Origin of the sequence: Pseudomonas sp. B7(2017), from assembly GCF_002112745.1 — a bacterium.
Taxonomy (GTDB): Bacteria; Pseudomonadota; Gammaproteobacteria; order Pseudomonadales; family Pseudomonadaceae; genus Aquipseudomonas; species Aquipseudomonas ekonensis.
On record NZ_NEIP01000025.1, the window covers coordinates 17,156 to 42,201 of the forward strand.

The 25,046-nt window shown below is 65.2% G+C and carries 18 protein-coding genes; 13 read left to right on the forward strand and 5 right to left on the reverse strand.

The genetic code is table 11. The annotated features are described in order from the left end of the window. Positions 1-5 precede the first annotated feature (5 nt). The 9 genes from pilW (at position 6) to CAG29_RS26870 (ending at position 9,794) form a co-directional block, all read left to right on the forward strand. Complete coding sequence (gene pilW, locus CAG29_RS26830; protein WP_085586645.1) at positions 6-764, forward strand: type IV pilus biogenesis/stability protein PilW; 759 nt, start codon at positions 6-8, stop codon at positions 762-764. After that, complete coding sequence (locus CAG29_RS26835) at positions 764-1,813, forward strand: RodZ family helix-turn-helix domain-containing protein (RefSeq protein ID WP_085695404.1); 1,050 nt, start codon at positions 764-766, stop codon at positions 1,811-1,813. The genes pilW and CAG29_RS26835 overlap by 1 nt, the downstream gene beginning before the upstream one ends. A gap of 3 nt (positions 1,814-1,816) precedes the next feature. Then, positions 1,817-2,926: a flavodoxin-dependent (E)-4-hydroxy-3-methylbut-2-enyl-diphosphate synthase gene (ispG, locus tag CAG29_RS26840; protein WP_007956680.1), complete on the forward strand. Its 1,110-nt coding sequence runs from the start codon at positions 1,817-1,819 to the stop codon at positions 2,924-2,926. 22 nt (positions 2,927-2,948) lie between these two features. Next, positions 2,949-4,238 carry a histidine--tRNA ligase gene (gene hisS / locus CAG29_RS26845; RefSeq protein WP_085586647.1) on the forward strand — a complete coding sequence of 430 codons (1,290 nt, stop codon included), beginning with the start codon at positions 2,949-2,951 and terminating at the stop codon, positions 4,236-4,238. A gap of 41 nt (positions 4,239-4,279) precedes the next feature. Next, positions 4,280-4,921, forward strand: coding sequence for a tetratricopeptide repeat protein (locus CAG29_RS26850; RefSeq protein WP_085586648.1), 642 nt, complete (start codon positions 4,280-4,282; stop codon positions 4,919-4,921). Next, positions 4,914-6,065, forward strand: a complete 1,152-nt coding sequence (gene bamB / locus CAG29_RS26855; protein WP_085586649.1) for an outer membrane protein assembly factor BamB — start codon at positions 4,914-4,916, stop codon at positions 6,063-6,065. The genes CAG29_RS26850 and bamB overlap by 8 nt, the downstream gene beginning before the upstream one ends. Positions 6,066-6,259: 194 nt before the next feature. Continuing rightward, positions 6,260-7,732, forward strand: a complete 1,473-nt coding sequence (gene der / locus CAG29_RS26860; RefSeq protein ID WP_085586650.1) for a ribosome biogenesis GTPase Der — start codon at positions 6,260-6,262, stop codon at positions 7,730-7,732. A gap of 134 nt (positions 7,733-7,866) precedes the next feature. Then, positions 7,867-9,015 (forward strand): pyridoxal phosphate-dependent aminotransferase, encoded by a 1,149-nt coding sequence (locus tag CAG29_RS26865; protein ID WP_085586651.1) that lies wholly within the window; start codon positions 7,867-7,869, stop codon positions 9,013-9,015. Continuing rightward, entirely contained in the window at positions 9,003-9,794 is a 792-nt protein-coding gene (locus CAG29_RS26870) for an amidohydrolase (protein ID WP_085695408.1), read from the forward strand. Before CAG29_RS26865 ends, CAG29_RS26870 begins: the two co-directional genes overlap by 13 nt. Before the next feature lie 80 nt (positions 9,795-9,874). Here the strand turns inward: CAG29_RS26870 and leuA are convergent, their stop codons facing one another. From leuA to CAG29_RS26895, 4 genes are all read right to left on the reverse strand, one after another. After that, positions 9,875-11,554 (reverse strand): 2-isopropylmalate synthase, encoded by a 1,680-nt coding sequence (gene leuA, locus CAG29_RS26875; RefSeq protein ID WP_085586652.1) that lies wholly within the window; start codon positions 11,552-11,554, stop codon positions 9,875-9,877. A gap of 611 nt (positions 11,555-12,165) precedes the next feature. After that, the gene (locus CAG29_RS26885) at positions 12,166-12,987 is read right to left on the reverse strand and encodes a peptidoglycan DD-metalloendopeptidase family protein (protein WP_085695405.1); all 822 of its coding nucleotides are present in this window, start codon (positions 12,985-12,987) and stop codon (positions 12,166-12,168) included. Positions 12,988-12,990: 3 nt separating this feature from the next. Beyond that, a complete protein-coding gene (gene xseA / locus CAG29_RS26890; RefSeq protein WP_085586654.1) occupies positions 12,991-14,370 on the reverse strand; it encodes an exodeoxyribonuclease VII large subunit in 1,380 nt (459 codons plus the stop codon). 80 nt (positions 14,371-14,450) lie between these two features. Then, positions 14,451-15,383: a LysR family transcriptional regulator gene (locus CAG29_RS26895; protein WP_085695406.1), complete on the reverse strand. Its 933-nt coding sequence runs from the start codon at positions 15,381-15,383 to the stop codon at positions 14,451-14,453. Between the two features lie 101 nt (positions 15,384-15,484). On the opposite strand from CAG29_RS26895, the gene CAG29_RS26900 reads away from it, so the two are divergent. From CAG29_RS26900 to guaA, 4 genes are all read left to right on the forward strand, one after another. Next, positions 15,485-16,252, forward strand: coding sequence for a sulfite exporter TauE/SafE family protein (locus CAG29_RS26900; RefSeq protein WP_085586656.1), 768 nt, complete (start codon positions 15,485-15,487; stop codon positions 16,250-16,252). A gap of 163 nt (positions 16,253-16,415) precedes the next feature. After that, a complete protein-coding gene (locus tag CAG29_RS26905; RefSeq protein ID WP_085586657.1) occupies positions 16,416-16,964 on the forward strand; it encodes a sugar ABC transporter ATPase in 549 nt (182 codons plus the stop codon). Between the two features lie 115 nt (positions 16,965-17,079). Next, complete coding sequence (gene guaB / locus CAG29_RS26910; RefSeq protein ID WP_085586658.1) at positions 17,080-18,549, forward strand: IMP dehydrogenase; 1,470 nt, start codon at positions 17,080-17,082, stop codon at positions 18,547-18,549. A gap of 96 nt (positions 18,550-18,645) precedes the next feature. Beyond that, positions 18,646-20,223, forward strand: coding sequence for a glutamine-hydrolyzing GMP synthase (gene guaA, locus CAG29_RS26915; RefSeq protein ID WP_085586659.1), 1,578 nt, complete (start codon positions 18,646-18,648; stop codon positions 20,221-20,223). Between the two features lie 94 nt (positions 20,224-20,317). On the opposite strand, the gene CAG29_RS26920 is transcribed toward guaA, so the two are convergent. Continuing rightward, positions 20,318-24,937 (reverse strand): membrane-targeted effector domain-containing toxin, encoded by a 4,620-nt coding sequence (locus CAG29_RS26920; RefSeq protein WP_085695407.1) that lies wholly within the window; start codon positions 24,935-24,937, stop codon positions 20,318-20,320. Between the last annotated feature and the right edge of the window lie 109 nt (positions 24,938-25,046).

Sequence of the window (25,046 nt, forward strand, 5' to 3'; positions counted from 1 at the left end):
TCTCTATGTCCCTGCGCTTCGCGCTGCTGTTGCTGTTGGCCAGCCTCTGTGCTGGCTGTGTCCTGTCGGGCGACTACAACCCGATGAAGACCAGCAAGGGCCGCGACGAGGCGCGGGCTGCCTACGTGCAGTTGGGGCTGGGTTATTTGCAACAGGGTATGACCGAGCGGGCCAAGGTGCCGCTGAAGAAGGCCCTGGAGCTGGACGGTTCGGATGCCGACGCCAATGCCGCCCTGGCGCTGGTGTTCCAGGCCGAGCTGGAGCCCCAGCTGGCCGACGAGCACTTTCGCAAGGCGCTGTCCGCCCGTCCCGCCGATGCCCGGATCCTCAACAACTACGGCAGTTTTCTCTACGAGCAGCAGCGTTACAAGGACGCCTACGAGCGATTTGAACAGGCAGCCGCCGATACCCTGTATCCTGAGCGTTCCCGGGTCTTCGAGAACCTCGGCATGACCGCGGCGAAGCTCGGCCAGCGCGACCTGGCGCAGCAACAGCTGGAAAAGGCGCTGCGCCTGAACCGTCAACAGCCGCGCGCGTTGCTGGAAATGGCTGAGTTGTCCTTCGAAGACAGGCATTATGTGCCCGCGCGAGACTATTACGACCGTTACAGCCAGTTGTCCGAGCAGAACGCACGCAGCCTGCTGCTCGGCGTGCGCCTGGCGAAAGTGTTTGAAGATCGCGACAAGGCCGCCAGTTACGGCCTGCAACTAAAACGACTCTATCCCGGTACGCCGGAATATCAGCAATACCTGTCGGAGCAATGATGAAAGCGGCGCATCCCGAAGTTGTAGCAGCGACTCGCGTTAACCCCGGTGAGACCTTGCGCCAGGCCCGCGAAAGCAATGGCTGGTCGCTGGCCGAAGTGGCCCTCAAGCTCAACCTCACCGTGACTTCCCTGAGCAACCTGGAGGCCGGTGCGTTCGACAAGCTGCCGGGGCATACCTTCGCTCGCGGCTACATTCGCGCCTACGCCAAATTGCTCGGCATGGATCAGGCTGTCCTGGTCCAGCAGTTCGACCAGTCCACCGGCACAGACTCCCAGGGCAGCAACGTGCACAGCCTGGGGCGGATCGAGGAGCCGGTGCGGGTTTCCCACACCATCTTGCGCATCGTCAGCCTGTTGCTGCTGATCGCGGTCATCGGCGGTGGTTTCGTCTGGTGGCAAGACCAGACCTCGCTGCGCACCAAGGATCTGATCGGCCTGGCGCCGGAGCACGTCGAAGTCGAAGGCGCCGACGGCACCACCCAGATCCACCCGATCGACGAGCCTGAAGACCAGGCCGTCGAAGAGGGCCAGGCCGAGGCTTCCGCCCCGCTGGCGCTGCCGCAGGGCGAAATCGCCGCTGAAACCGCCGCAGAAGCGACCGGCACCGAAGCGGCCGCTGCGCAGACTGCGCCGGCAGCGCCTGCCCCGACTGCAACGCCTGCCGCCCCGGTTCACACGCCGGCACCTGTCGTCGCCGCGCCTGCCCCTGTTGCTCCGGCCGCCCCTGCGCCAGCCGTTGTCGCCCCGGCGGCTCCGGTCGTCCAGGCGCCTGCGCCGGTTGCGGCACCAGCCGCCCCGGTGGCCGGCCAGGGCCAGGTTCAGGTGCAGTTCACCGCCGATTGCTGGACACAGGTCACCGACGGCAGCGGCAAGGTGCTGTTCAGCGGGCTGAAGCGCAAGGGCGACAGCCTGTCGGTCGCCGGCAAGCCTCCGTTCGCGGTGCGCCTGGGCTATGCCCGCGGCGCTCAGGTCAGCTACAACGGCCAGGCGGTCGATGTGGCTCCGTTCACCAGTGGCGAGACCGCTCGCCTGAAGTTGGGTCAATAAGTCATGCACGGCGAATCTCCAATCAAACGGCGCGAATCGCGCAAGATCTGGGTCGGCAACGTGCCGGTGGGCGGCGATGCGCCCATCGCTGTGCAGAGCATGACCAACAGCGACACCAATGACGTCGCCGCCACCGTCGCCCAGATCAACCGTCTGGAAGCCGCCGGCGTCGACATCGTGCGGGTGTCGGTGCCGGACATGGACGCCGCCGAGGCGTTCGGCAAGATCAAGCAACTGGTCAAGGTGCCGCTGGTGGCGGACATCCACTTCGACTACAAGATCGCGCTGCGAGTGGCCGAGCTGGGCGTCGATTGCCTGCGGATCAACCCGGGCAACATCGGTCGCGAAGACCGCGTGCGTGCGGTGGTCGACGCGGCCCGCGACCGCGGCATCCCGATCCGCATCGGCGTCAACGCCGGCTCCCTGGAAAAGGACCTGCAGAAGAAGTACGGCGAGCCGACCCCGGCCGCGCTGGTCGAATCCGCCCTGCGCCACGTCGAGCACCTCGAGCGCCTGAACTTCCAGGACTTCAAGGTCAGCGTGAAGGCCTCCGACGTGTTCATGGCCGTCGAAGCCTACCGCCTGCTGGCCAAGGAAATCGTCCAGCCGCTGCACCTGGGCATCACCGAAGCCGGTGGATTGCGCTCGGGCACGGTGAAATCCGCCGTGGGCCTCGGTATGCTGCTCGCCGAAGGGATCGGCGATACCATCCGCATCTCGCTGGCGGCCGACCCGGTCGAGGAAGTGAAAGTCGGTTACGACATCCTCAAGTCCTTGCATTTGCGTTCCCGAGGCATCAACTTCATCGCCTGCCCGAGCTGCTCGCGGCAGAACTTCGACGTGGTCAAGACCATGAACGAGCTGGAAGGGCGCCTCGAAGACCTGCTGGTGCCGCTGGATGTCGCGGTGATCGGCTGCGTGGTCAACGGCCCAGGCGAAGCCAAGGAAGCCCATATCGGCTTGACCGGCGGCACGCCCAACCTGATTTACATCGACGGCAAGCCGTCGCAGAAACTGACGAACGACAATCTGGTGGACGAGCTGGAAAAGCTGATCCGCGAGAAGGCGGCCGAGAAGGTCGAAGCCGACGCAGCGGTCATCGCGCGCGGCTGATCGAACGAATTAAGGAATCTTTGTGAGCAAGTCTCTGCAAGCCATCCGTGGCATGAACGACATCCTGCCCGAGCAGACCCCGGTATGGCGCTATTTCGAAGGCACCGTTTCGCGTCTGCTGGACAACTACGGCTACCGCCAGATCCGCATGCCGATCGTCGAGTTCACCGAGCTGTTCAAACGCTCGATCGGCGAAGTGACCGACATCGTCGAAAAAGAGATGTACACCTTCGAGGACCGTAACGGCGACTCCCTGACCCTGCGTCCGGAAGGCACCGCCGCATGCGTGCGCGCTGTGCTCGAGCACGGCATCACCGGGGGCGGCCAGGTGCAGAAGCTGTGGTACATCGGCCCGATGTTCCGTCACGAGCGTCCGCAGAAAGGCCGTTACCGCCAGTTCCACCAGATCGGCCTGGAAGTGTTCAACCTCGACGGCCCGGACATCGACGCCGAACTGATCGTGCTGACCTGGCGCCTGTGGGGCGAGCTGGGCATCCGCGATGCGGTCAAGCTTGAGCTCAACAGCCTGGGCACCAGCGAGTCCCGCGCCCGTTACCGCGATGCGCTGGTCGAGTACCTCTCGGCGCACCACGACAAACTGGACGAAGACAGCCAGCGCCGCCTCAAGACCAACCCGCTGCGCGTGCTCGACACCAAGAACGCCGACACCCAGGCCGTGCTGGTCGGTGCGCCGAAGATGGCGGACTACCTGGACGACGAGTCCCGCGCGCACTTCGAAGGCCTGAAGGCCCGTCTGGATGCCGTCGGCATTCCGTACGTGCTCAATCCGAAGCTGGTCCGCGGTCTCGACTACTACAGCAAGACCGTGTTCGAGTGGGTCACCGACAAGCTGGGCGCCCAGGGCACCGTGTGCGCGGGCGGCCGTTACGACGGCCTGGTCGAGCAGATGGGCGGCAAGCCGACCGCAGGCGTCGGTTTCGCCATGGGCATCGAGCGTCTGGTGCTGCTGCTGGAAACCCTGGAGCAGATCCCGGAAGAGATTTCCCGCCAGGTGGACGTCTACCTCTGCGCCTTCGGCGAAGAGGCCGAACTGGCCGGTCTGGCCCTGGCCGAGCGCGTGCGTGACGCGCTGCCGAACCTGCGTCTGCAGGTCAACGCCGGCGCCGGCAGCTTCAAGAGCCAGTTCAAGAAGGCCGACAAGAGCGGCGCGCTGTTCGCGCTGATCCTCGGCGACGACGAAATGGCCCAGCGCACCGTCGGCGTCAAACCCCTGCGTGGCCAGGGCGAACAACAAAACATCGGCTGGGACGCGCTCGCTGCGCACCTGGCCACCTGCGTCGTGCAGGGTTGAAGCTGTCAAACAGCCGAATTAGCGATCAAAGGAGTATTGGGGTGTCGAGTACCGAAGACGAACAGTTGGCGGATTTGAAGGACTGGTGGGCACGCAACGGCAAACCTCTGGTCACCGGCGGCCTGTTGGCGCTGGTCATCGTGTTCGGCTGGCAGGCTTTTCACAAGTACCAGAGCAACCAGGCGCAAGGCGCTTCGGTGCTCTATCAGCAATTGCTGGAAACCACGCTGACCCCTGACGGCAAGCCTGACGCCGCCCGCGTCACGGATCTGGCCGGCAAGCTCAACAGCGAATTCGGCGGCAGCGCCTATGCGCAGTACGGCAGCCTGTTCGTGGCCAAGGTGGCCGTCGACAGCGGCAAGCTGGACGACGCGGCGACCGAGCTCAAGGCCATCATCGACAAGCCGGCCAACCCGGCGCTGGGCGAAATCGCCCGTCAGCGCATGGCGCAGGTGCTGGGTGCGCAGAACAAGGCCGACGAAGCCCTGAAGCTGCTCGAAGGCGACGCCGACAAGGCGTTCCTCGCCACCCGCGAAGAACTCAAGGGCGACCTGCTGGTGCAGCTGGGCCGTACCGACGAAGCGAACGCGGCGTATCAAAAGGCCAAGGCGGCGCTGTCGGACGAGGCAGCGGTCGGTGGCCTTCAAATCAAGCTGGACGACCTGGCCAAAGGGGATGCGTGACGTGATCGGTTGGAAGCATGCAGCAGTGCTGGCTCTGGCCATTCTGGCCGCGGGTTGCAGCAGCAACAGCAAAAAGGAACTGCCACCGGCCGAACTGACCGACTTCAAAGAGGAAGTGGTTCTGCACAAGCAGTGGAGCCGCTCGATCGGTGACGGTCAGGGCGAAACCTACAACATGCTGGTGCCGGCGATCGACGGCGACAGTATCTACGCCGCCGACGTGACCGGCATCGTGATGGGCCTGGACCGCAGCAACGGCGACGTGAAGTGGAAAAAGGACCTTGAGCTGCCGGTGTCCGGCGCCGTGGGCGTGGGTTACGGCCTGGTGCTGATCGGCACGCTGCGTGGTGAAGTCGTCGCGCTCGACGCCATCAACGGCGAAGAGAAGTGGCGTTCACGGGTCAACAGCGAAGTCCTCGCGCCGCCGGCCAACAACGGCGACGTGGTGGTGGTGCAGACCCAGGACGACCGTCTGATCGGCCTGGACGCGTCCACCGGCAACCAGCGCTGGGTGTATGACAGCACCCCGGCCGTGCTGACCCTGCGCGGCACCAGCGCGCCGATCGTCACCAACCGCCTGGCGGTGGCTGGCCTGTCGACCGGCAAGGTGGTCGCGGTGGATATCTCCAACGGCGTGCCGGTGTGGGAGCAGCGCATCGCGATCCCGCAGGGCCGTTCCGAACTGGAGCGTGTGGTCGACATCGACGGCGGCCTGCTGCTGTCCGGCGGCACCCTGTACGTCGCCAGCTACCAGGGCCGCGTCGCAGCGCTGGACCTGGAGAGCGGCCGTCAGCTGTGGCAGCGCGACGCGTCGAGCTACGCGGGCCTTGCCCAAGGCTTCGGCAGCGTCTACGTGAGCCTGTCCTCGGGCACCGTCGAAGGCGTCGACGAGCGTTCCACCACCGCGCTGTGGAGCAACGACTCGCTGGCCCGCCGTCAACTGTCGGCCCCGGAAGTGTTCTCCAGCTACGTGGCGGTCGGTGACCTGGAAGGTTACCTGCACCTGCTGAGCCAGGTGGACGGCCGTTTCGTCGGCCGTGAGCGCATCGACAGCGACGGCCTGCGCGCACGTCCGCTGGTGGTGGGCGATACGATCTACGTGTATGGCAACAGCGGCAAACTGGAAGCCCTGACCATCAAGTAACAACTATGCTTGGGGAGTTCCCCAAGCGGCTTCACCTGTGGGAGCGGGCTTGCCCGCGAAGGGCGTCAACGATGACGCGTGCCGCTTTTGCGGTGCGTTTCTTCGCCGACAGCCCCCCGCAGAGCAGCCCCGAGCACCAGCCGCTGCCACGCAGCGGCTTTTGTATTTTCTGAAATAACGCAGTGGAGAGCCGCATGGTTCCCGTAATCGCCCTGGTGGGCCGACCGAACGTCGGCAAGTCCACCTTGTTCAACCGCCTGACCCGGACCCGCGACGCCATCGTCGGCGACCTGTCCGGTCTGACCCGTGATCGCCAGTACGGTGAGGCCAAGTGGCAAGGGCGCTCCTACATTCTGATCGACACCGGCGGCATCTCCGGTGACGAGTACGGCATGGACGAAAAGATGGCCGAGCAGTCGCTGCTGGCCATCGAAGAAGCGGATGTCGTCCTGTTCCTGGTGGACGCCAAGGCCGGCTTCACCGCCGCCGACCAGATGATCGCCGAGCACCTGCGCAAGCGTAACAAGCGTTCCTTCGTGGTCGCCAACAAGGTCGACAACATCGACCCGGAAATGGCCCGCGCCGAATTCGCCCCGATGGGCATGGGCGACGCCATCCCGATCGCCGGTGCCCACGGCCGCGGCATCACCCAGCTGCTGGAGATCGCCCTGGGCGACTTCCCCAAGGATGATGACGAGCCGCAGGAAGGCGAAGAGGACGAAGAGGTCGCCGAAGGCGAGGAAGCCAAGCGCATTCCTGGCCCGAGCGAGAAGGACGGCATCAAGATCGCCATCATCGGTCGCCCGAACGTCGGCAAGTCGACCCTGGTCAACCGCATGCTCGGCGAAGAGCGCGTGATCGTCTACGACCAGCCCGGCACCACCCGCGACAGCATCTACATTCCCTTCGAGCGCAATGAAGAGAAGTACACGCTGATCGACACCGCCGGTGTGCGCAAGCGCGGCAAGATCCACGAGGAAGTCGAGAAGTTCTCCGTGGTGAAGACCCTGCAGGCGATCAAGGACGCCAACGTGGTGATCTTCGTGATGGACGCCCGCGAAGGCGTGGTCGACCACGACCTCAACCTGCTGGGCTTCGCCCTCGAGGCGGGCCGTGCGATGGTGATCGCGCTCAACAAGTGGGACGGCATGACCCCGGGCGAGCGTGACTACGTGAAGACCGAGCTGGAACGCCGGCTGTTCTTCGTCGACTTCGCCGACATCCACTTCATCTCGGCGCTGCACGGCACCGGCGTGGGCAACCTCTACGGTTCGGTGCAGAACTCGTTCAAGTCGGCGGTCACCCGCTGGCCGACCAGCCGCCTGACCCAGATCCTCGAAGACGCGGTCAGCGAGCACCAGCCGCCAATGGTCAACGGTCGCCGGATCAAGCTGCGCTATGCCCACCTGGGCGGTGCGAACCCGCCGCTGATCGTGATCCACGGCAACCAGATCGAGAAAGTGCCGAAGTCGTACGTGCGCTACCTGGAGAACACCTACCGCCGTGTGCTGAAGCTGGTCGGTACGCCGATCCGCATCGAGTTCAAGGGCGGCGAGAACCCGTACGAAGGCAACAAGAACACGCTGACCGACCGCCAGGTCAACAAGAAGCGTCGCTTGATGTCGCACCACAAGAAAGCCGAGAAGAAGCGCCGCGACAAGCGCTGATCCAAGGCTTGCGGCTCCCCTTGGGGAGTTCCGGGAAGGGCGCCGTTTGGCGCCCTTTTTCATGTGCGGCGGATGGGCTATCCTCGGGCACTCCCGCGCCGACGTCAGAGCCGGGTGCAGAGCAGGGAACCTTGATGATCACCAGCAAGCTGCCGAATGTCGGCATCACCATCTTCACGCAGATGTCTCAGCTCGCGGCGCAGACCGGAGCGATCAACCTGTCCCAGGGTTTTCCCGATTTCGACGGCCCCGAGGCGCTGCGCGATGCCGTCGGGCGGCACATCGCCAGCGGCCATAACCAGTATTCGCCGATGACCGGCCTGCCGGCGCTGCGCCAGCAGATCGCGGCGAAGATCGCCCGCAGCTACGGCGCCAGCGTGGATGCCGACAACGAAGTGACGGTCACCCCCGGCGCGACCCAGGCGATCTTCTGCGCCATCCAGGCGGTCATCCGCAGCGGCGATGAAGTCATCGTGTTCGACCCGGCCTACGACAGCTACGAGCCGGCGGTGGAGCTGGCCGGCGGCCGTTGCGTGCACGTGCAGCTCGCCCTGGACGATTTCGCCATCGATTTCGACCGGCTCAGCGCCGCCATCGGCCCGCGCACGCGGATGATCATCCTCAACACCCCGCACAACCCCAGCGGAGCCCTGATCAGCCGTGCCGAGCTCGACCGGTTGGCCGAACTGATCCGCGACCGCGACATCTACGTGATCAGCGACGAAGTCTACGAGCACCTGGTGTACGACGGCGTGGCCCACGTCAGCGTGCTGGCCCACGAAGAGCTGTATCAGCGTGCGTTCGTGGTCAGCTCCTTCGGCAAGACCTATCACGTCACCGGCTGGAAGACCGGCTACGTCGTGGCGCCGCCGGCCCTGAGCGCCGAGTTGCGCAAGGTGCACCAGTACGTCAGCTTCTGCGGGGTCACGCCTTTGCAGTACGCCTTGGCCGACTACATGGCCGCGCACCCTGAGCACGTCGAAGAACTGCCGGCGTTCTACCAGGCCAAGCGCGACCTGTTCTGCGATCTGCTGGCGCCTTCGCGGTTCCGGTTCACCCGGGTGGCCGGCACCTATTTCCAACTGGTCGACTACTCGCAGATCCGTCCCGACCTGAACGACGTCGAGATGGCGATGTGGATGACCCGCGAGCATGGCGTGGCCAGCATCCCGGTGTCGGTGTTCTGCCAGCATCCACCGCAAGGCCAGCGCCTGGTGCGCCTGTGCTTCGCCAAACGCGAGGAGACGCTGCGCGAAGCGGCGGCAAAACTATGCGTGATCTGAGTGCGTTGCCGAATCTTGATGTGGCGTTGATCCAGACCAGCCTGGCCTGGCACGACCGGCAGGCCAACCTGGAGCATTTCGAGGTGCTGCTGGAGCAGGCCCGTGGGGCTGACCTGGTGATCCTGCCGGAAATGTTCACCACCGGGTTCTCCATGGCGTCCGAGACGCTGGCCGAAGCCGAGAACGGTCCGACCAGCAAATGGCTGCGGGCCCAGGCGGAGAAGCTGGAGGCCGTGGTCACCGGCAGCGTGATCATCCAGGCCGCCGACGGCAGCCACCGCAACCGCTTGCTGTGGGCGCGGCCGGACGGCGAGGTGCTGCATTACGACAAGCGCCATCTGTTCCGCATGGCCGGCGAGCACAACCACTACACGCCGGGCGAGCGGCAGGTGCAGTTCGAGCTCAAGGGCTGGCGCGTGCGCCCGCTGATCTGCTACGACCTGCGTTTCCCGGTGTGGAGCCGTGACGCCCAGGACACCGACCTGCTGCTGTACACCGCCAACTGGCCGGGTGCCCGCCGGCAACACTGGAACCGTTTGCTGCCGGCGCGGGCCATCGAGAACCTGTGCTACGTAGCGGCGGTCAACCGCATCGGCACCGACGGCAAGGGTTTCGCCTACACCGGCGACAGCCAGGTGCTGGACTTCCAGGGCGAAACCCTGCTGGCGGCGGGGGAGGCGGACGGCGTGTTCCGGGTCGTGCTGGAGGCGGCGCCGCTGTCCGCCTACCGTGAGCGCTTCCCGGCGAACCTGGATGCGGACACGTTCGAGTTCACGTGAGGTGGCCAACGTAAAACCATCCGGCAAAAAGAAAGGCCCCAGGGTTCACACCCTGGGGCCTTTTGCATGGCGGCGGCCGGTTATGCGGCTTTCGCTTCCGGCTGGCTCAGGGAGCGGTTCAGCGCGCTGAACAGGGCCTTGAAGCTGGCGGTGGTGATGTTTTCATCGATGCCCACGCCGTGCACCGCACGTTCGCCGTTCACCCGCAGCTCGATGTAGGCCGCTGCCTTGGCGTTGGTGCCCGCGCCGATGGCGTGTTCGTTGTAGTCCATGATCTCCACCGGAATCGGCAGGCCGGCCACCAGCGCTTCGAGCGCGCCGTTGCCCTTGCCGCGCCAGTGCAGGTTGGTCTCGCCCTGGCCCTTGCTCGCCACTTCCACTTCGACGGCGCTGTGGCCGTTCTCTTCCTGCAGGCGATGGCTGACCAGCGCGTACGGGGTGTTGGCCTGCAGGTACTCGGTGTGGAGCAGCGCGTGGATCTGCTGGGCGGTCATCTCCAGGCCCAGGCGGTCGGTCTCGCGCTGCACGACCTGGCTGAACTCGATCTGCATGCGGCGCGGCAGGCTGATGCCGTATTCCTGCTCCAGCAGGTAGGCGATGCCGCCCTTGCCCGACTGGCTGTTGACGCGGATCACCGCCTCGTAGCTGCGGCCGATGTCGGCCGGGTCGATCGGCAGGTACGGCACTTCCCACAGGGCGTCGGATTTCTGCTGGGCGAAGCCCTTGCGGATCGCGTCCTGGTGGGAGCCGGAGAACGCGGTGTGCACCAGGTCGCCGACGTACGGGTGACGCGGGTGCACCTGAATCTGGTTGCACTCCTCGACGACCTTGCGCACGCCGTCGATGTCGGAGAAGTCCAGCTCAGGGTCGACGCCCTGGGTGTACATGTTCAGGGCCACGGTGACGAGGTCGACGTTACCGGTGCGCTCGCCGTTGCCGAACAGGCAGCCTTCGACGCGGTCGGCGCCGGCCATCAGGCCCAGCTCGGTGGCGGCCACGCCGGTGCCGCGGTCATTGTGGGTGTGCAGGCTGATGATCACGCTGTCACGGCGGTTGATGTGACGGCCGAACCACTCGATCTGGTCGGCGTACACGTTCGGGGTCGCGCATTCGACGGTGGCCGGCAGGTTGAGGATCATCTTGCGCTCAGGCGTCGGGTTCCAGACCTCGATCACCGCGTCGCAGACTTCCTTGGCGAACTCGAGCTCGGTGGCGCTGAAGGTTTCCGGCGAGTACTCGAACGTCCACTCGGTTTCCGGCTGCTGCGCGGCGTACTTGACGAACAGCTTGGCGGCGTTGACCGCGATGGCCTTGATGCCGTCCTTGTCCTGGTTGAACACGATGCGGCGGAACGACGGCGAGGTGGCGTTGTACAGGTGAACGATGGCTTTCTTCGCCCCGCGCAGGGACTCGAAGGTACGCTCGATCAGGTCTTCGCGGCCCTGGGTGAGCACCTGGATGGTGGTGTCGTCCGGGATGTGGCCGTCTTCGATCAGGGTGCGCACGAAGTCGAAGTCGGTCTGCGAGGCGGCCGGGAACGAAGCCTCGATTTCCTTCACGCCCACTTGCACGAGGGTTTTCCAGAAGCGCAGCTTTTTCGCCGAGTCCATCGGTTCGATCAGCGACTGGTTGCCGTCACGCAGGTCGGAGCTGCACCAGATCGGCGCGGCGTCGATGGTCTTCGACGGCCAGGTGCGGTCCGGCAGGTTGATCACGGGAAACGCGCGGTATTTCGAAGACGGGTCTTTGAGCATGCTCATCGGGAAATTCCTTATTGTCTGGGCCGAAAAGAGGCGGCCTGCCGGTGGAACGAATGTTCGGAGAGAAGCAGAGACGAGGCGCAGCGATTCAGCCCGGCAGTCGTGCGCTGACGAGGCACAGGCTGCGGTGCTGGCGAAGCTGAATAAGGGTGTGAGAGGTTTTCATGTCCTCAACCCTAACCGCGAGGGGGGAGGATGGCAAGCAGTCGGAAAAATTTGAGAGGAATACTCGGAAAACGGGGATTCGCGAGATTTTATTGTGCTGGGTGGCGCTGAATTTCTGAATGATTGCGCACTGTTTTGGGTCGGCGCAATTGGCGGATACGGATTTGAGGGGATGAAAAGTGCCGGTCTTTCCGGGGTGTTGCGCTGATGTTCAGGTCGCCATCGTCGGATTTCCACCCGGGGCAAGCCCGCCCTGCAACGATTGATGTCGCACACAAGATTCAGGTCAGTTGCCGACCTTGTGGGAGCAACTGTCTTAATCATGTCCTGCGGCGCTTGGACTGCCGCCATCGCTGGCAAGCCCGCTCCCACAGGTATCGCGGATCACCGAAAATCCCTGTGGGAGCGGGCTTGCCCGCGATGAGGCCAGCGTTTTCGCCGCCGGCTCAGGGATGGAACGCGCCGATGAAGATCGCCGGATCCACCCGCGCATCGTTCAGGCTGACGTTCCAGTGCATGTGCGGCCCGGTCGCCCGGCCGGTGGCGCCGACCTTGCCCACGACGGCCCCGCGGGCCAGTTGCTGGCCGTTGGTCACGTCGATCTTCGACATGTGGCAGAACATGCTGATGAAGCCCTGGCCATGGTCGACGAACACCGTGTTGCCGTTAAAGAAGTAATTGCCGATCAGGATCACCTTGCCCGCCGCCGGGGTCTTGATCGGGGTGCCGGCCGGCACCGCGAAATCCAGGCCCGCATGGGGGTTGCGCTCTTCGCCATTGAAGAAGCGGCGCACGCCGAACTTGCTCGACAGCGGACCGTTGACGGGTTTGTCCAGCAGCAGGTTGCTCGGCGTGTTCGGGCTGAAGCTGCGGTAGGCCTTGATCTGTTCGGCCAGTTCGCCCTCGATGCGTTTGAGGTTGGCCGGGTTCGGGTTGACCTGCTGGGTGTTCTTCAGGGTGATGTGCTGTTCCGGGTATTTCTTGCTGCCCACCGTGAAGTTCAGGTTGCGGCCGGCGCTGTTGACCTGCTGCACGCCCGGCTTGACCGTCAGCGGTACGCCGACGATGGCCAGCCAGTTGTTCTGTTCCTTGACCACCAGCACCGGTTTTCCCTGGTACGTGGCTTTGGGCGCCTGGGCGGCGCTGCCCAGGTCGATCACCGCCACGCCGCCCGGCACCGGTTTGTTCAAAAGCCTTGTGATGTAGCTGTCGGCGTGGGCGTTGAAGGTCAGGCACAGCAACAGCAGCGGAGCGAGGAAACGCGGCATGGATCAGTCCAGTAAAGAAAGGGTGACAGGCGTCAGGTGATTGTCCTCGACGCGCACGTGCAGTTCGCCTTCGCCGAGCCTGGCCTTGAGGCGTTGGCCGTTCTGCGTCTGCGCGGCGCTGCGGATCGCGTTGCCGCGCTCGTCCAGCAGGATGCTGTAGCCCCGGCCGAGCGTGGCCAGCGGGCTGACCACGTGCAGGGTCTGCATCTGGCTATGCAGCTGCTGGCGCCGGCTCTTCAGGCCTTCGCGCATGGCCCGGGGCAGGCGTTCGGCGAGGCTGTCCAGGCGCTGGCGCAGCAGGGCCAGCTGGCGTCCCGGGTGTTGTCCGGCGAGGCGAGTCTCCAGGCGCAGCAGGCGTTCGCGGCGGGTGTTCAAATGGCGCTCGAAGGCCCGGCGCAGGCGCATGTCCAGGTCGTCCAGGCGTTGGGCCTGCTGGCGCAGGCGTTCGCCGGGATGGCGCAGGCGGCGGGTCATGCCTTCCAGGCGCAAGCGGTCGCGCATCAGCCGGTCGCGCATGCGCATCACCAGGCGGCGGTGCAGGCTTTCGACCTGGCGGATCAGGTGCCCGGAATCCGGGGCGAGCAGTTCGGCGGCGGCGGAGGGCGTGGGCGCGCGCACGTCGGCCACGAAGTCGCTGATCGACACGTCGGTCTCATGGCCGACGGCGCTGACGATCGGCGTCACGCAGGCATCCACGGCGCGTGCCACGGCTTCTTCGTTGAAGCACCAGAGGTCTTCCAGCGAACCGCCGCCCCGGGCCAGGATCAACGCGTCGAAGCCCCGGGCGTCCGCCAGCTTCAGGGCGCGGACGATCTGCGCGGTGGCCTCGCGGCCCTGCACGGCGGTGGGGACCAGCGTCAGTTGCACTTGAGGCGCGCGGCGGCGGAACACGCTGATGATGTCGCGGATCACCGCGCCGGTCGGCGAACTGATGATGCCGATGCGCTGCGGGTGCGCCGGCAGCGGCACTTTGCGTTCGGCGCTGAACAGGCCTTCGGCGCTGAGCTTTTCCTTCAGCGCGTCGAAGGCCAGGCGCAGGGCGCCGTCGCCCGCCGGCTCCACGGTATCGAGGATCAGCTGATAGTCGCCGCGGCCCTCGAACAGCGAAACCTTGCCGCGCACCTTGACCGCCAGGCCGTCCTTCAGCGCCTGGCGCACCCGCGCCGCGTTCTGGCGGAACAGCGCGCAGCGCACCTGGGCGCCGCTGTCCTTGAGGGTGAAATACACGTGGCCGGACGCCGGACGGGCCAGGTTGGAGATTTCGCCTTCGACCCAGATGTTGCTGAACACGTCTTCGAGCAGCACGCGGGCGCGGCCGTTGAGCTGGGTGACGGTCAGGACTTCGCGGTCAAGGCCGAGCCTTGCAAAGGGATCTTTAATCATGGGGCGCAGTGTAAAGGCATTCGGTGGCGATTCTCCATGACTGCGCCCAAATCCCTTGTGGGGGCGATGGTCTCGCCCGGTTAGGCGCTGCGCTCTCTGACGCCATCGCCAGCAGACTGGCTCCCGCAGGATGCGGTGAAGGTTTCGATGAAGCGTCGGATCAGCGGCGGCGGATCCTGTCGGCAGGCCAGGGCGACGGTGCTTCGGCAGCCGGGGTCGGCCAAGGGCAGAAAGCGCACGCCCGGCGGGGCGATGGCCTGCATCGACTCCGGCAGCAGGGCGATGCCGAACCCGGCCTGGATCAGTTGCAGTTGCGTGGTCTTGCGCGACATCACCCGTGCCGCTTTCGGGAAAAAACCGTGGCGCATGCACAGGTCCGCACATAAATAGCTGAGCCCGCCACGCTGCGGATGCGGGATCGAGATGAACGGCTCGTCCTTCAATTGCGCCAGGTCGATGGCCGAACCACTCTTGACCAGCCGATGGGTGTCCGGCGCCGCCAGCAGCAGGCGTTCGGTGAACAGCGGCAGCACCTGGACGCCTTCGCGCTGGCGCAGCACCGGCAAACGCAGCAGGCCGACATCGAGGCGGCCCTCGGCGAGTTCCTCAAGCTGCGCTTCGGAGGAGAGCTTGCCGATGTCCAGCGATACGCCGGGCAGTTGCCCGAGGAACACGCCGATGTCCTTGAGCAGCCCACCGCTGAGCGCAACGGTGCTGGAATGGCTCAGACGCACGGTGCCGCGCCGGCCGTTGCCGACCTCGGTGGCCAGGGCGCTGGCCTTGTCCAGTTCGGCGAGCAGGTTGCGGGCCCGGGGCAGGAAGGCTTCGCCGGCCGCCGTGAGCCGGGGCTGGCGGGCGGTGCGTTCGAACAGCGGGGTGTGCAGGCGCTGCTCCATGTCCTTTATTTGCCGGCTCAGCGCCGATTGGGCGATGAACAGGCGTTCGGCGGCGGCGCTGAAGCTACCGCAGTCGGCGATTTCCACGAAATAGCGCAGTTGACGGGTGGAGAGCACGAGGTATGCCTTTTCGAGATGGCTGGGTGGCTCAAGCGATATTAGTCGCAAGTCTCGCCGCTGGCTAAAGTCATCCCGGACTGACATGAGGAGGCGGACGGATGAGTGTGGCGGCGTTGTTGAGCGAATGGTCGTGGGGTGTGGGGGGCTGGGCCGCCATCGGCGCGGGGGTGGCGCTGGCGTATGTGGTCTTCGGCATCGCCGGTTTCGGCACGGCGCTGGTGGCGGGGCCGATCCTGATTCTGTTCATGCCGCTGTCCAAGATCGTGCCGTTGCTGGTGCTGCTCGACTTCGTCGCCGCGTTCGGCAATCTGTTGCCGTCGCGGCGGGAGGTGGCGAAACCGGAACTGCTGCGACTGTTGCCGTGCATGGCGGTGGGGTGCACGCTGGGGGTGATTTTCCTGCTCAACCTCAAGTCCGACCTGCTGTTGCTGATGATGGGGCTGTTCATCAGCGCGTATGCGGTCTACAGCCTGTGGATCAAGGCCCGGCCGACGCGGCTGGCCGCCGGCTGGGCGCTGCCGATGGGCACGGTGGGCGGGCTTTTCGGCGCGCTGTTCGGCAGCGGCGGGTTTCTGTATGCGATCTACCTCAACAGCCGGTTGCCCAAGGACGCCGCGCGGGCCACGCAGAGTGCGCTGATCAGTTGCAGCACGGTGGTGCGCTTGAGCCTGTTCGCCGTCGCCGGGGTGTATGCCGAGCTACCCTTGCTGATGCTCGCGCTGTGCCTGATGCCGGCCATGGCGTTGGGCTTGTGGTCCGGGCGGCGGCTGACCGCGCGCCTGTCCCGCGAGGCGTTCGTGCGGCTGGTGACCTGGCTGGTGCTGGCCAGCGGGGTTGCGCTGATCGGGCGTTACCTGGGCACTTGACCGCAGCGCGTCAGGGATTAAGCTGCCGGCCGCACTTCCTTGTGGGAGCGAGCCTGCTCGCGATAGCGCCCATTCAGTCGACACATCGCTGACTGGTGCGACGCCATCGCGAGCAGGCTCGCTCCTACAGGATGATCAACCGTATCCGCAGCAGGCTGGGCCCATGAACTCGCAAAGCATCCTCGTCCCGAAAATCTCCACCTTGCCGGTGCACGAGCCCCGCGCCCGGGCCATCTTGCGCTGGCTGGTGCGCAAGAACATCGTCGAGGAACAGTTGAGCACCTGCGCACGCACCGGCAACCGCATGGGCCATGCGATCGCCGAAGGCGCCCGCGAGGTGGTGCTGCATCCGGAGGCGCTGCCGTTCGGCGAGCCGGTCAACGGCCTGGAGATCATCGTCAAGCGCTGCATCTATACGCCGGCCAAGGGCTTCCTCGAAGAGGCCGGCTGCGCCGAGTGCCGCCAGGAGGTGGGCGAAGCGCTGTTCGAAAGCCTGGAAGACTGGATGCCCAACCGCACCGACAACTTCACCTGCCCCGAGTGCGGGCACGAAGACGACATCAACGGCTTTCTGTTCCTGCAGCCCTGCGCGTTCTCCAACCTGGGTTTCATCTTCAACAACTGGCTGGAGGCGGGGTTCAAGCAGAGCTTCATCGACGAATTCGCCGACTGGCTGGATCAGCCGGTGAGCTGGGTCAAGGTGGAGCTCTAGGCCCCGGGCTTTCCGTACATCAGCAACATTGATGTCAGGCGAGTTTTGCATTGAGCCCGGCGGGGTGTCTGAGTATAATGGCGCGCTTCCATTTTCCCGCCCGGGAGCCCCCGCGATGCTGCGTATCAGCCAAGAAGCTCTGACCTTCGACGACATTCTCCTAGTGCCCGGTTATTCCGAGGTGCTTCCCAACGAAGTCAGCCTGAAGACCCGCCTTACCCGTGGCATCGAGCTGAACATTCCTCTGGTTTCCGCCGCCATGGACACCGTCACTGAAGCCCGTCTGGCCATCGCCATGGCTCAGGAAGGCGGCATTGGCATCATCCACAAGAACATGACCATCGAGCAGCAGGCCGCCGAAGTGCGCAAGGTCAAGAAGTTCGAGGCCGGCGTGGTCAAGGATCCGATCACCATCGAGGCCGACGCCACCGTGCGTGACCTGTTCGAACTGACCCGCCAGCACAACATCTCCGGCGTGCCGGTGCTGCACGACGGCGACCTGGTCGGCATCGTCACCTCCCGCGACGTGCGCTTCGAGAACCGTCTGGACGTCAGCGTGCGCGAAGTGATGACGCCCAAAGAGCGTCTGGTCACCGTCCGCGAAGGCGCCGACAAGAACGAAGTCCGCGAGCTGCTGCACAAGCACCGCCTGGAAAAAGTCCTGATCGTCGACGACAAGTTCGCCCTCAAGGGCATGATGACCGTCAAGGACATCGAGAAGGCCAAGGCCTACCCGCTGGCCAGCAAGGACGACCAGGGTCGCCTGCGCGTCGGCGCGGCGGTCGGCACCGGCAAGGACACCGGCGAGCGTGTCGCCGCCCTGGTCAACGCCGGCGTTGACGTGGTGGTGGTCGACACCGCCCACGGTCATTCCAAAGGCGTGATCGACCGCGTTCGCTGGGTCAAGGAAAACTTCCCTGAAGTGCAGGTGATCGGCGGCAACATCGCCACCGGCGCCGCCGCCAAGGCCCTGGCCGAAGCCGGCGCCGACGCGGTCAAGGTCGGCATCGGCCCTGGCTCGATCTGCACCACCCGCATCGTCGCCGGTGTCGGCGTTCCGCAGATCAGCGCCATCGCCAACGTGGCCGCCGCCCTTGAAGGCACCGGCGTTCCGTTGATCGCCGACGGCGGCATCCGTTTCTCCGGCGACCTGTCCAAGGCCATCGTGGCCGGCGCGTCCTGCGTGATGATGGGCTCGATGTTCGCCGGCACCGAAGAGGCGCCGGGCGAGATCGAACTGTTCCAGGGCCGTTCCTACAAGGCTTACCGCGGCATGGGTTCGCTGGGCGCGATGGCCCAGGCCCAGGGTTCCTCCGACCGCTACTTCCAGGACTCCTCTGCCGGCGCCGAGAAACTGGTTCCGGAAGGCATCGAAGGCCGCGTGCCGTACAAGGGCACCCTGACCGCGATCATCCACCAGTTGATGGGCGGCCTGCGCTCCTCGATGGGCTACACCGGCAGCGCCAACATCGAAGAGATGCGCACCAAGCCTGAGTTCGTGCGGATCACCGGCGCCGGCATGGCCGAATCCCATGTCCACGACGTGCAGATCACCAAGGAAGCGCCAAACTACCGCGTAGGTTGAGCCTTCAAAATCGCTAAGCAACCGGGGCTGTTCATTCAGCCCCGAGTTGTTTCTGAATCACGACTGTTACTGATTGACTTAAGACGAGACTGAATCATGGCCCTCGATATTCACGCTCACCGCATCCTGATCCTCGACTTCGGTTCCCAGTACACCCAACTGATCGCCCGCCGCGTGCGCGAGATCGGCGTGTACTGCGAACTGCACCCGTTCGACATGGACGAAGATGCGATCCGCGAATTCGCCCCGAAGGGTGTCATCCTCGCCGGCGGCCCCGAGTCCGTGCACGTCGCCGACAGCCCACGCTGCCCGCAGGCCGTCTTCGACCTGGGCGTGCCGGTCTTCGGCATCTGCTACGGCATGCAGACCATGGCCGAGCAACTGGGCGGCAAGGTCGAAGGCTCCGAACTGCGTGAGTTCGGCTACGCCCGTGTCGACGTGGTCGGCAAGAGCCGCCTGCTCGACGGCATCGAAGACCACATTGACGCCGACGGCCTGTTCGGCCTCGACGTGTGGATGAGCCACGGCGACAAGGTCACCAAGATGCCGGAAGACTTCCACATCCTGGCCAGCACCCCGAGCTGCCCGATCGCCGGCATGTTCAACGACGAGCGCGCCTACTACGGCGTGCAGTTCCACCCGGAAGTGACCCACACCAAGCAGGGCGGCCGCATCCTGTCGCGCTTCGTCCTCGACATCTGCGGTTGCGAAGCCCTGTGGACGCCGTCGAAGATCGCCGAAGACGCCATCGCCAACATCCGTGCCCAGGTCGGCACCGACAACGTGCTGCTGGGCCTGTCCGGCGGCGTCGATTCCTCGGTGGTCGCCGCGCTGCTGCACAAGGCCATCGGCGACCAGTTGACCTGCGTGTTCGTCGACAACGGCCTGCTGCGCCTGCACGAAGGCGACCAGGTGATGGCCATGTTCGCCGAGAACATGGGCGTCAAGGTGATCCGCGCCAACGCCGAAGACCAGTTCCTGAACAACCTGGCCGGCGAAGCCGACCCTGAGAAGAAGCGCAAGATCATCGGCCGCACCTTCATCGACGTGTTCGATGCCGAGTCCTGCAAGCTGAACAACATCAAGTACCTCGCCCAGGGCACCATCTACCCGGACGTGATCGAGTCGGCCGGCGCCAAGAGCGGCAAGGCCCACGTGATCAAGTCGCACCACAACGTGGGCGGCCTGCCGGAAGAGATGAACCTGAAGCTGGTCGAGCCGCTGCGCGAACTGTTCAAGGACGAAGTCCGCCGTCTGGGCCTGGAGCTGGGCCTGCCGTACGACATGGTCTACCGTCACCCGTTCCCGGGCCCGGGCCTGGGCGTGCGCATCCTCGGCGAAGTGAAGAAGGAATACGCGGACCTGCTGCGCCGCGCCGACCACATCTTCATCGAGGAACTGCGCAAGGCCGACTGGTATCACAAGGTCAGCCAGGCGTTCGTGGTGTTCCAGCCGGTGAAATCGGTGGGCGTGGTCGGCGACGGCCGCCGTTACGCGTGGGTCGTGGCCCTGCGTGCCGTCGAGACCATCGACTTCATGACCGCCCGTTGGGCGCACCTGCCGTACGAGCTGCTGGAAACCGTTTCCGGCCGCATCATCAACGAGATCGAAGGCATCTCCCGCGTCACCTACGACGTGTCGAGCAAGCCGCCAGCCACCATCGAGTGGGAATGATCACGAACGGGCCCGTCAACCCAGGCCCGTTGCTGTGACATCCGAAAGCCCCCGGTCGCAAGACCGGGGGCTTTTTTTCGGCTGGCGGGAAGGTTCAGTGCGGCAAGCGGCCCTCAAGGAGCATGCCCATCTCGCTGAGGCTCCAGGACAATTCTTCGAGGCTGGCGAACGCTACCTGATCGATGCCCACCCACACCGGGCGATGGATCCGCAAGGTGCCGTCAGCGAGACGTTCGACCGGCGTGTGAACGATCTTTCCTTCCCGGTTGCGGTGGATCAATGTCACGCCGTCTTCGGTGTTCTGGAAGGTGTACTGGCCGCGCCGCATCAGCATCCGTTCGATGTCCGCCGGCGTTCTTTCGACGGAAGGCTGCGGCGACTTCAAACTCAGATCGGCATAGAGCGTGTCGAATGCCCCCTGTTGTGGCCTGTCTTGATGCACATAGCCTCTGCCGATGCGGATGCCGCGGTCGATCTCGATCGTTGCCGGCGCATCGAGCGGCACTTCTTCGATGCGCAAGCCGATGCCGCCCTGCAGTTCGCTGATGCCGACCACGCCACGGAAGGTGTTGGTGTTTTCCTGGCCGGTGAGGACAACCCACTTGCCCGCTTCGTTGAGCTTTTGGTCGGCCTGCATGACGGTATGCGTAAGGTAGTTCTTGATGCCTTGTTCCTGCAGCTGCGTAAACGGTGCCTCGGGAAAGCGGTAGCTGGCCAGGCAGTCCGTCGCCTGAACCCGGATGCCGTTGAGGCGCGCGACCTTGACCGTTTCCAACGGCGTATGCACGCCCGATGGATCATTTTGCAGCTGCCGCAGAACGGTTTCGAGATCCGGGGACATCTCGCCTGTGCGGAAAAACGCATTCAGGTCGCCTTGGCTGAAGTCGTTGAGCAGGCGGTGGAAGTACAGGGTCCTGACCCCCTTGCGCGACAGGGTCGGCATGTTTTCGATGAGAAAACGCAGGCTGGCGATCCGGTCCTGACCTTCGCCGATGACCAGGCCGGGCACTGCGTCGAATACGTGTTCGATCAGGCTTGAGGCCGAAGTCGTGGGGATTGCGTCGACTGCGGGACGGGCGGGCAACTCACGGTAAAGGTCTCGGCGTCCAAAGAATTGATCGGTATCCCGTGCCAGCTTGCGCCGCAGGTCCGTGACGTATTCGTCATAGGAGGTGATTCCTCTAATGCTGCCATCGGGCAACCTGCTGACTTTGATGTGCGTCTCCGGCTTGCCCAGCGCCACATTCCTGAGGCCGTAACGGATGGGCGATTCGTAGCCGGTGGCAGGAGCGCGCAACGGTGCAGGCGCAGGCGCAGGTGCAGGTGCAGGCGCAGGCGCAGGCGCGGCCTCAGTCCTGATCCGAGACATGCCCTTGAGGTTGTTGCCACCGCCCTTCAGGCCACCCGTTGGAGCCAGTTCCCATTCGCCTTGGGCGTTCAGGCGCACCGGCAGGGTGCCGGAAAACGCGTTCGGGCGTTCAGGGTTGATGATGGCCCAGGTGCCGGGGCCGTTGACGTCGGGTTCGAAGCGCACGTAGTAGGCGGTGCCGTCGAGGCTGATGGCCGTCGCAGGGTCGCCGTCGAGCCGATAGATGCCCTGGAACTTGCCGGGCCCGGTGTCAGGCCTTCGAGCTTCAAGCAGATCATTGGCTTGCCAGCGTGCGAGTTTGTCCTGGATCTGGGCCAGGCCGGGCTCGACCGGCAGCGCAGCGGGTTCGGCCGGCAACGGCCACCCCATGGGCCGAAGGCCTCGCTCCATCAGGGCCTGCTTGAGCTCATCGCAATGGTCGGCCGTGATGAAGTCGTACTCGGGCCGCATCGGCACCTGCAGACTGATCCTGCCGCCGGGTGTCGTACGCACGACGCTGTCCGCCATGTGGCCCGCTTCGTTGCGGTAGACCACCAGAATGCTGTTGCGGTAGCGCTGGAAGGTGAACATGCCGGGCTCGGGCAACAGGGCGCGCAGATTCTGCGGTGTGCGGTAGGCCCACGGGGTCGGCATCTGCACGCGCCAGGTGCCCTGGATCTGGGCCTGCACGGCATCCATGTCGCCTCCGTCCAGCGGTTCCTCGACGGGTGAGCCGGGGTAGTCGGCGTACTCGACGACCACCCCGGGGTCGGTGCCGATGGGCGCCTCAAGGCCTGGCGGCACGTCGTCGAAACGCAGGCTCAGGGCGTCTGCCTGTTCGCTGATGCCCTGGTGGCCCCTGAAGGTGGTCATGTGTTCCCGATCCACCAACGCCACCCACCTGGCCGGGCCTTTGACGGCTTCGTTGAAGCGGATGACCTGGCCGGCGAAGAAGCTCCTGGCCATCGGCAGACCCGGTTCCGAGCCGAACGCGGAGCGGTTGATGTGGTAGGTGGTGGACAGGTCGAGCGCCTGCACCCGGATCTTTGCGGCATTGGCGGCCTTCACCACCTCTGTCAGCGTGAAGCGGCCATCGGGGTCGTTGCCGGCCATGAAGTCGAGCTTGCGCAGGTATTCTTCCAGTTCGGCAGGCATCTGGCCGGTGCGGGCGAATGTATCCAGCGCCGTCTGGTTGACGTTGGCCAGCAGTTGCTGGGTGTAGAGCGTCTTCACGCCGCGCCGGGCGAGGGCCGGCATGTTCTCGATCAGGAACTGCTTGCTGCCGATGCCGCCTTGCGTTTCGCCGATGACCAACCCCGGCTTCCGGGCGAAGGCAGCGTCGAGCAGGTCGCCGGGTGAGTCGAAGGCCGCCGCCGTGGCGACGGGCAGGCGCGGCGTGACAGGATTGGCCGCATACCAGGTGCGGGCGTCGCTGATCAGGTTGTCGCGTGCGGTTTCCTGGCTCAGTTCGAAGCGGCTCAAGGTGCGCGTCCGGCCGAAGGCATCGGTGACCGGCCTGACATCGTCCGCGCCGCCCAGGGCCCAGGCGCGCATGTCCGGGGCGTCGATTTCGGTGACCAGGGTGCCGGGCAGTTGTGCCCATTGCTGCGCGGCGGAGGTGCTGGCGTGCGGCAGATCCATGCCGCCCTTGAGCCCGAGCTGCGGAAGGGTTTCCCATTGGCCGGCGGGGTTCAAGCGTACGGGAATCGAACGGACGAAGGCATTCGGCCGGGCGGGGTCGATGATGGCCCAGTGGCCGGTGCCGCTCGCCGAGGTTTCGTAGCGCACGTAGTAGTTGCCGTCGCCGAGGCGGATGGCCCGTGACGGGTCGGACGGCAGGCTGTGGATGCCCTGGTACTTGCCCGGTTCGCGGCTCAGCGTCGTGTCGTCGAGGGTAAGGCCGATTCGGTAGGATGCCGGGATGCCAGACACAGGCCGCGGGGGCTCGACGGCTTGAGCATCCGCCGGAGGGGGCGGTGGCTTGGGTGTGCGTGCCGGCTGCGTCGCTTCCTGCAGTTCTGCCATTTCCCTGGCCTCGGCCGCTTCGATGTCGGGGCCGACTTCTTCCAGTGAGCCAGGGCCGGCGAGGGCGGCCAGGTTCAGCAGCAGGTCGATGCCGCCGAGCACGGCCCCCAGGATGCCGGCCTTGCGCTCCTCGGACGTTTTGCCGTTGACCGCCTGATCGATGTTCAGCCCCATGTCGGCGATGCTCGCCCCGATCAACGGCAATGCGACCGGCCAGCCGACGATGGCCATGGGGGCGAAGACCCTCAGGCCGGCGCTGAGGTAACCGATCCAGAGTTTCTTGCGCAGGTCGGCGTTGGCGGTCAGCGTGAGTTCGGCTTCGATGAACAAGGCGTCGCGGGTCGATGTCTGCAGCCAGGTGAAGGTGTCGCCTTCGATGGCTTTGTCGTTCTGGTTGATCAGGTGGTGGTCGTACCGGCTCCAAGTGCTGACCAGGCGGTTCATCAGGTCATTGATGTGGTCGGCGATCTCCTGTCGGTCGGCCAAGGGAAAATGCGTCATGAAGATCTGGCGGTCCTGCGGCTGGTTCATCCGCAGCAGCATCCAGAAATGCATGTCGGTGGCGGTTTCCAGCACGGTGAAGGCGCTGGCTTCGCCGGGCACATAAACGATCTGGCGACCCTTGGGCGCGACGAAACGCAGGATGTCGGTGGCGGTGAAGCCGGCGACGTCCAGCGTCCGGACCGTACCCGTTGTGGGGTGCGTCGATTGCAGCCACTGCAGCGTGACCGGCCAACTGATCGGGCCGAGCGCGGCCTGGGTGACGAAGCGGAAGTCTTCGTCGCTCAACAGACGCTTGTCCCGGGCCTGCACGGCCTTGAGCAGGAAGTTGCACTTGGCCAGGGTGCGGTAATCGCTGCCCGAGCGGTGCCAGAAAGTGCTCAGCCGATCCTTGTACCGAGTGCTGAAATCGATGCTCCAGAAGTCCTTCAATACTTCGTTGCCGTGGAGGCGGACTTCGTTGGTTTCGTTGAACGTGCCGGCGGTGGGGCCTGCGCTGTAGAAGCCCGCGTACACGTCGAGCAGGTCGGCGTTGTCCTGGTCGGCGACGCGGAAGCGCTGGATCACCAGTTGGGTGAGGGTCAGCGTCGAGGTCGGTTTGGCGTTGACGTGTTCCCAGCCGGTGAAGGTGCGGCCGTTGCTCTGGGCCGCATCGAAGCGGTGGAAGTACACCCGGTCGGGATCGAGGCCGGTGACGCCGTGCTTTTTCAGCAGGTCGCCGGCCACCTCGCGGGCGGTGTCCTGAAGGCTGGGGCAGTCGCCGATGACGCGGCGGGCGATGGCCTTGAGCGCGGCCTTGTCGGCGGCGTTGGGAAGCGGGCGGTGGTTGTCTGGGATCATGCTCTCTCACTCCTTGAGATACGGGCAGGGAGCATGACCCGTCCGGGCGGCGCAGGTGCGGTACATAGTTATCGCATTGCCGCTGCGGCGGCACGTCGCCCTTACTGTT

Excerpts from the sequence above, each read along its gene's own strand:
- CAG29_RS26885 (WP_085695405.1), bottom strand. The coding sequence starts at position 12,987 with ATGCCGCGTTTCCTCGCTCCGCTGCTGTTGCTGTGCCTGACCTTCAAC.
- CAG29_RS26920 (WP_085695407.1), bottom strand. The coding sequence starts at position 24,937 with ATGATCCCAGACAACCACCGCCCGCTTCCCAACGCCGCCGACAAGGCC.
- CAG29_RS26865 (WP_085586651.1), top strand. The coding sequence starts at position 7,867 with ATGATCACCAGCAAGCTGCCGAATGTCGGCATCACCATCTTCACGCAG.
- CAG29_RS26835 (WP_085695404.1), top strand. The coding sequence starts at position 764 with ATGAAAGCGGCGCATCCCGAAGTTGTAGCAGCGACTCGCGTTAACCCC.
- guaA (WP_085586659.1), top strand. The coding sequence starts at position 18,646 with ATGGCCCTCGATATTCACGCTCACCGCATCCTGATCCTCGACTTCGGT.
- CAG29_RS26870 (WP_085695408.1), top strand. The coding sequence starts at position 9,003 with ATGCGTGATCTGAGTGCGTTGCCGAATCTTGATGTGGCGTTGATCCAG.
- leuA (WP_085586652.1), bottom strand. The coding sequence starts at position 11,554 with ATGAGCATGCTCAAAGACCCGTCTTCGAAATACCGCGCGTTTCCCGTG.
- CAG29_RS26900 (WP_085586656.1), top strand. The coding sequence starts at position 15,485 with ATGAGTGTGGCGGCGTTGTTGAGCGAATGGTCGTGGGGTGTGGGGGGC.
- pilW (WP_085586645.1), top strand. The coding sequence starts at position 6 with ATGTCCCTGCGCTTCGCGCTGCTGTTGCTGTTGGCCAGCCTCTGTGCT.
- xseA (WP_085586654.1), bottom strand. The coding sequence starts at position 14,370 with ATGATTAAAGATCCCTTTGCAAGGCTCGGCCTTGACCGCGAAGTCCTG.
- guaB (WP_085586658.1), top strand. The coding sequence starts at position 17,080 with ATGCTGCGTATCAGCCAAGAAGCTCTGACCTTCGACGACATTCTCCTA.
- der (WP_085586650.1), top strand. The coding sequence starts at position 6,260 with ATGGTTCCCGTAATCGCCCTGGTGGGCCGACCGAACGTCGGCAAGTCC.
- ispG (WP_007956680.1), top strand. The coding sequence starts at position 1,817 with ATGCACGGCGAATCTCCAATCAAACGGCGCGAATCGCGCAAGATCTGG.
- bamB (WP_085586649.1), top strand. The coding sequence starts at position 4,914 with ATGCGTGACGTGATCGGTTGGAAGCATGCAGCAGTGCTGGCTCTGGCC.
- CAG29_RS26905 (WP_085586657.1), top strand. The coding sequence starts at position 16,416 with ATGAACTCGCAAAGCATCCTCGTCCCGAAAATCTCCACCTTGCCGGTG.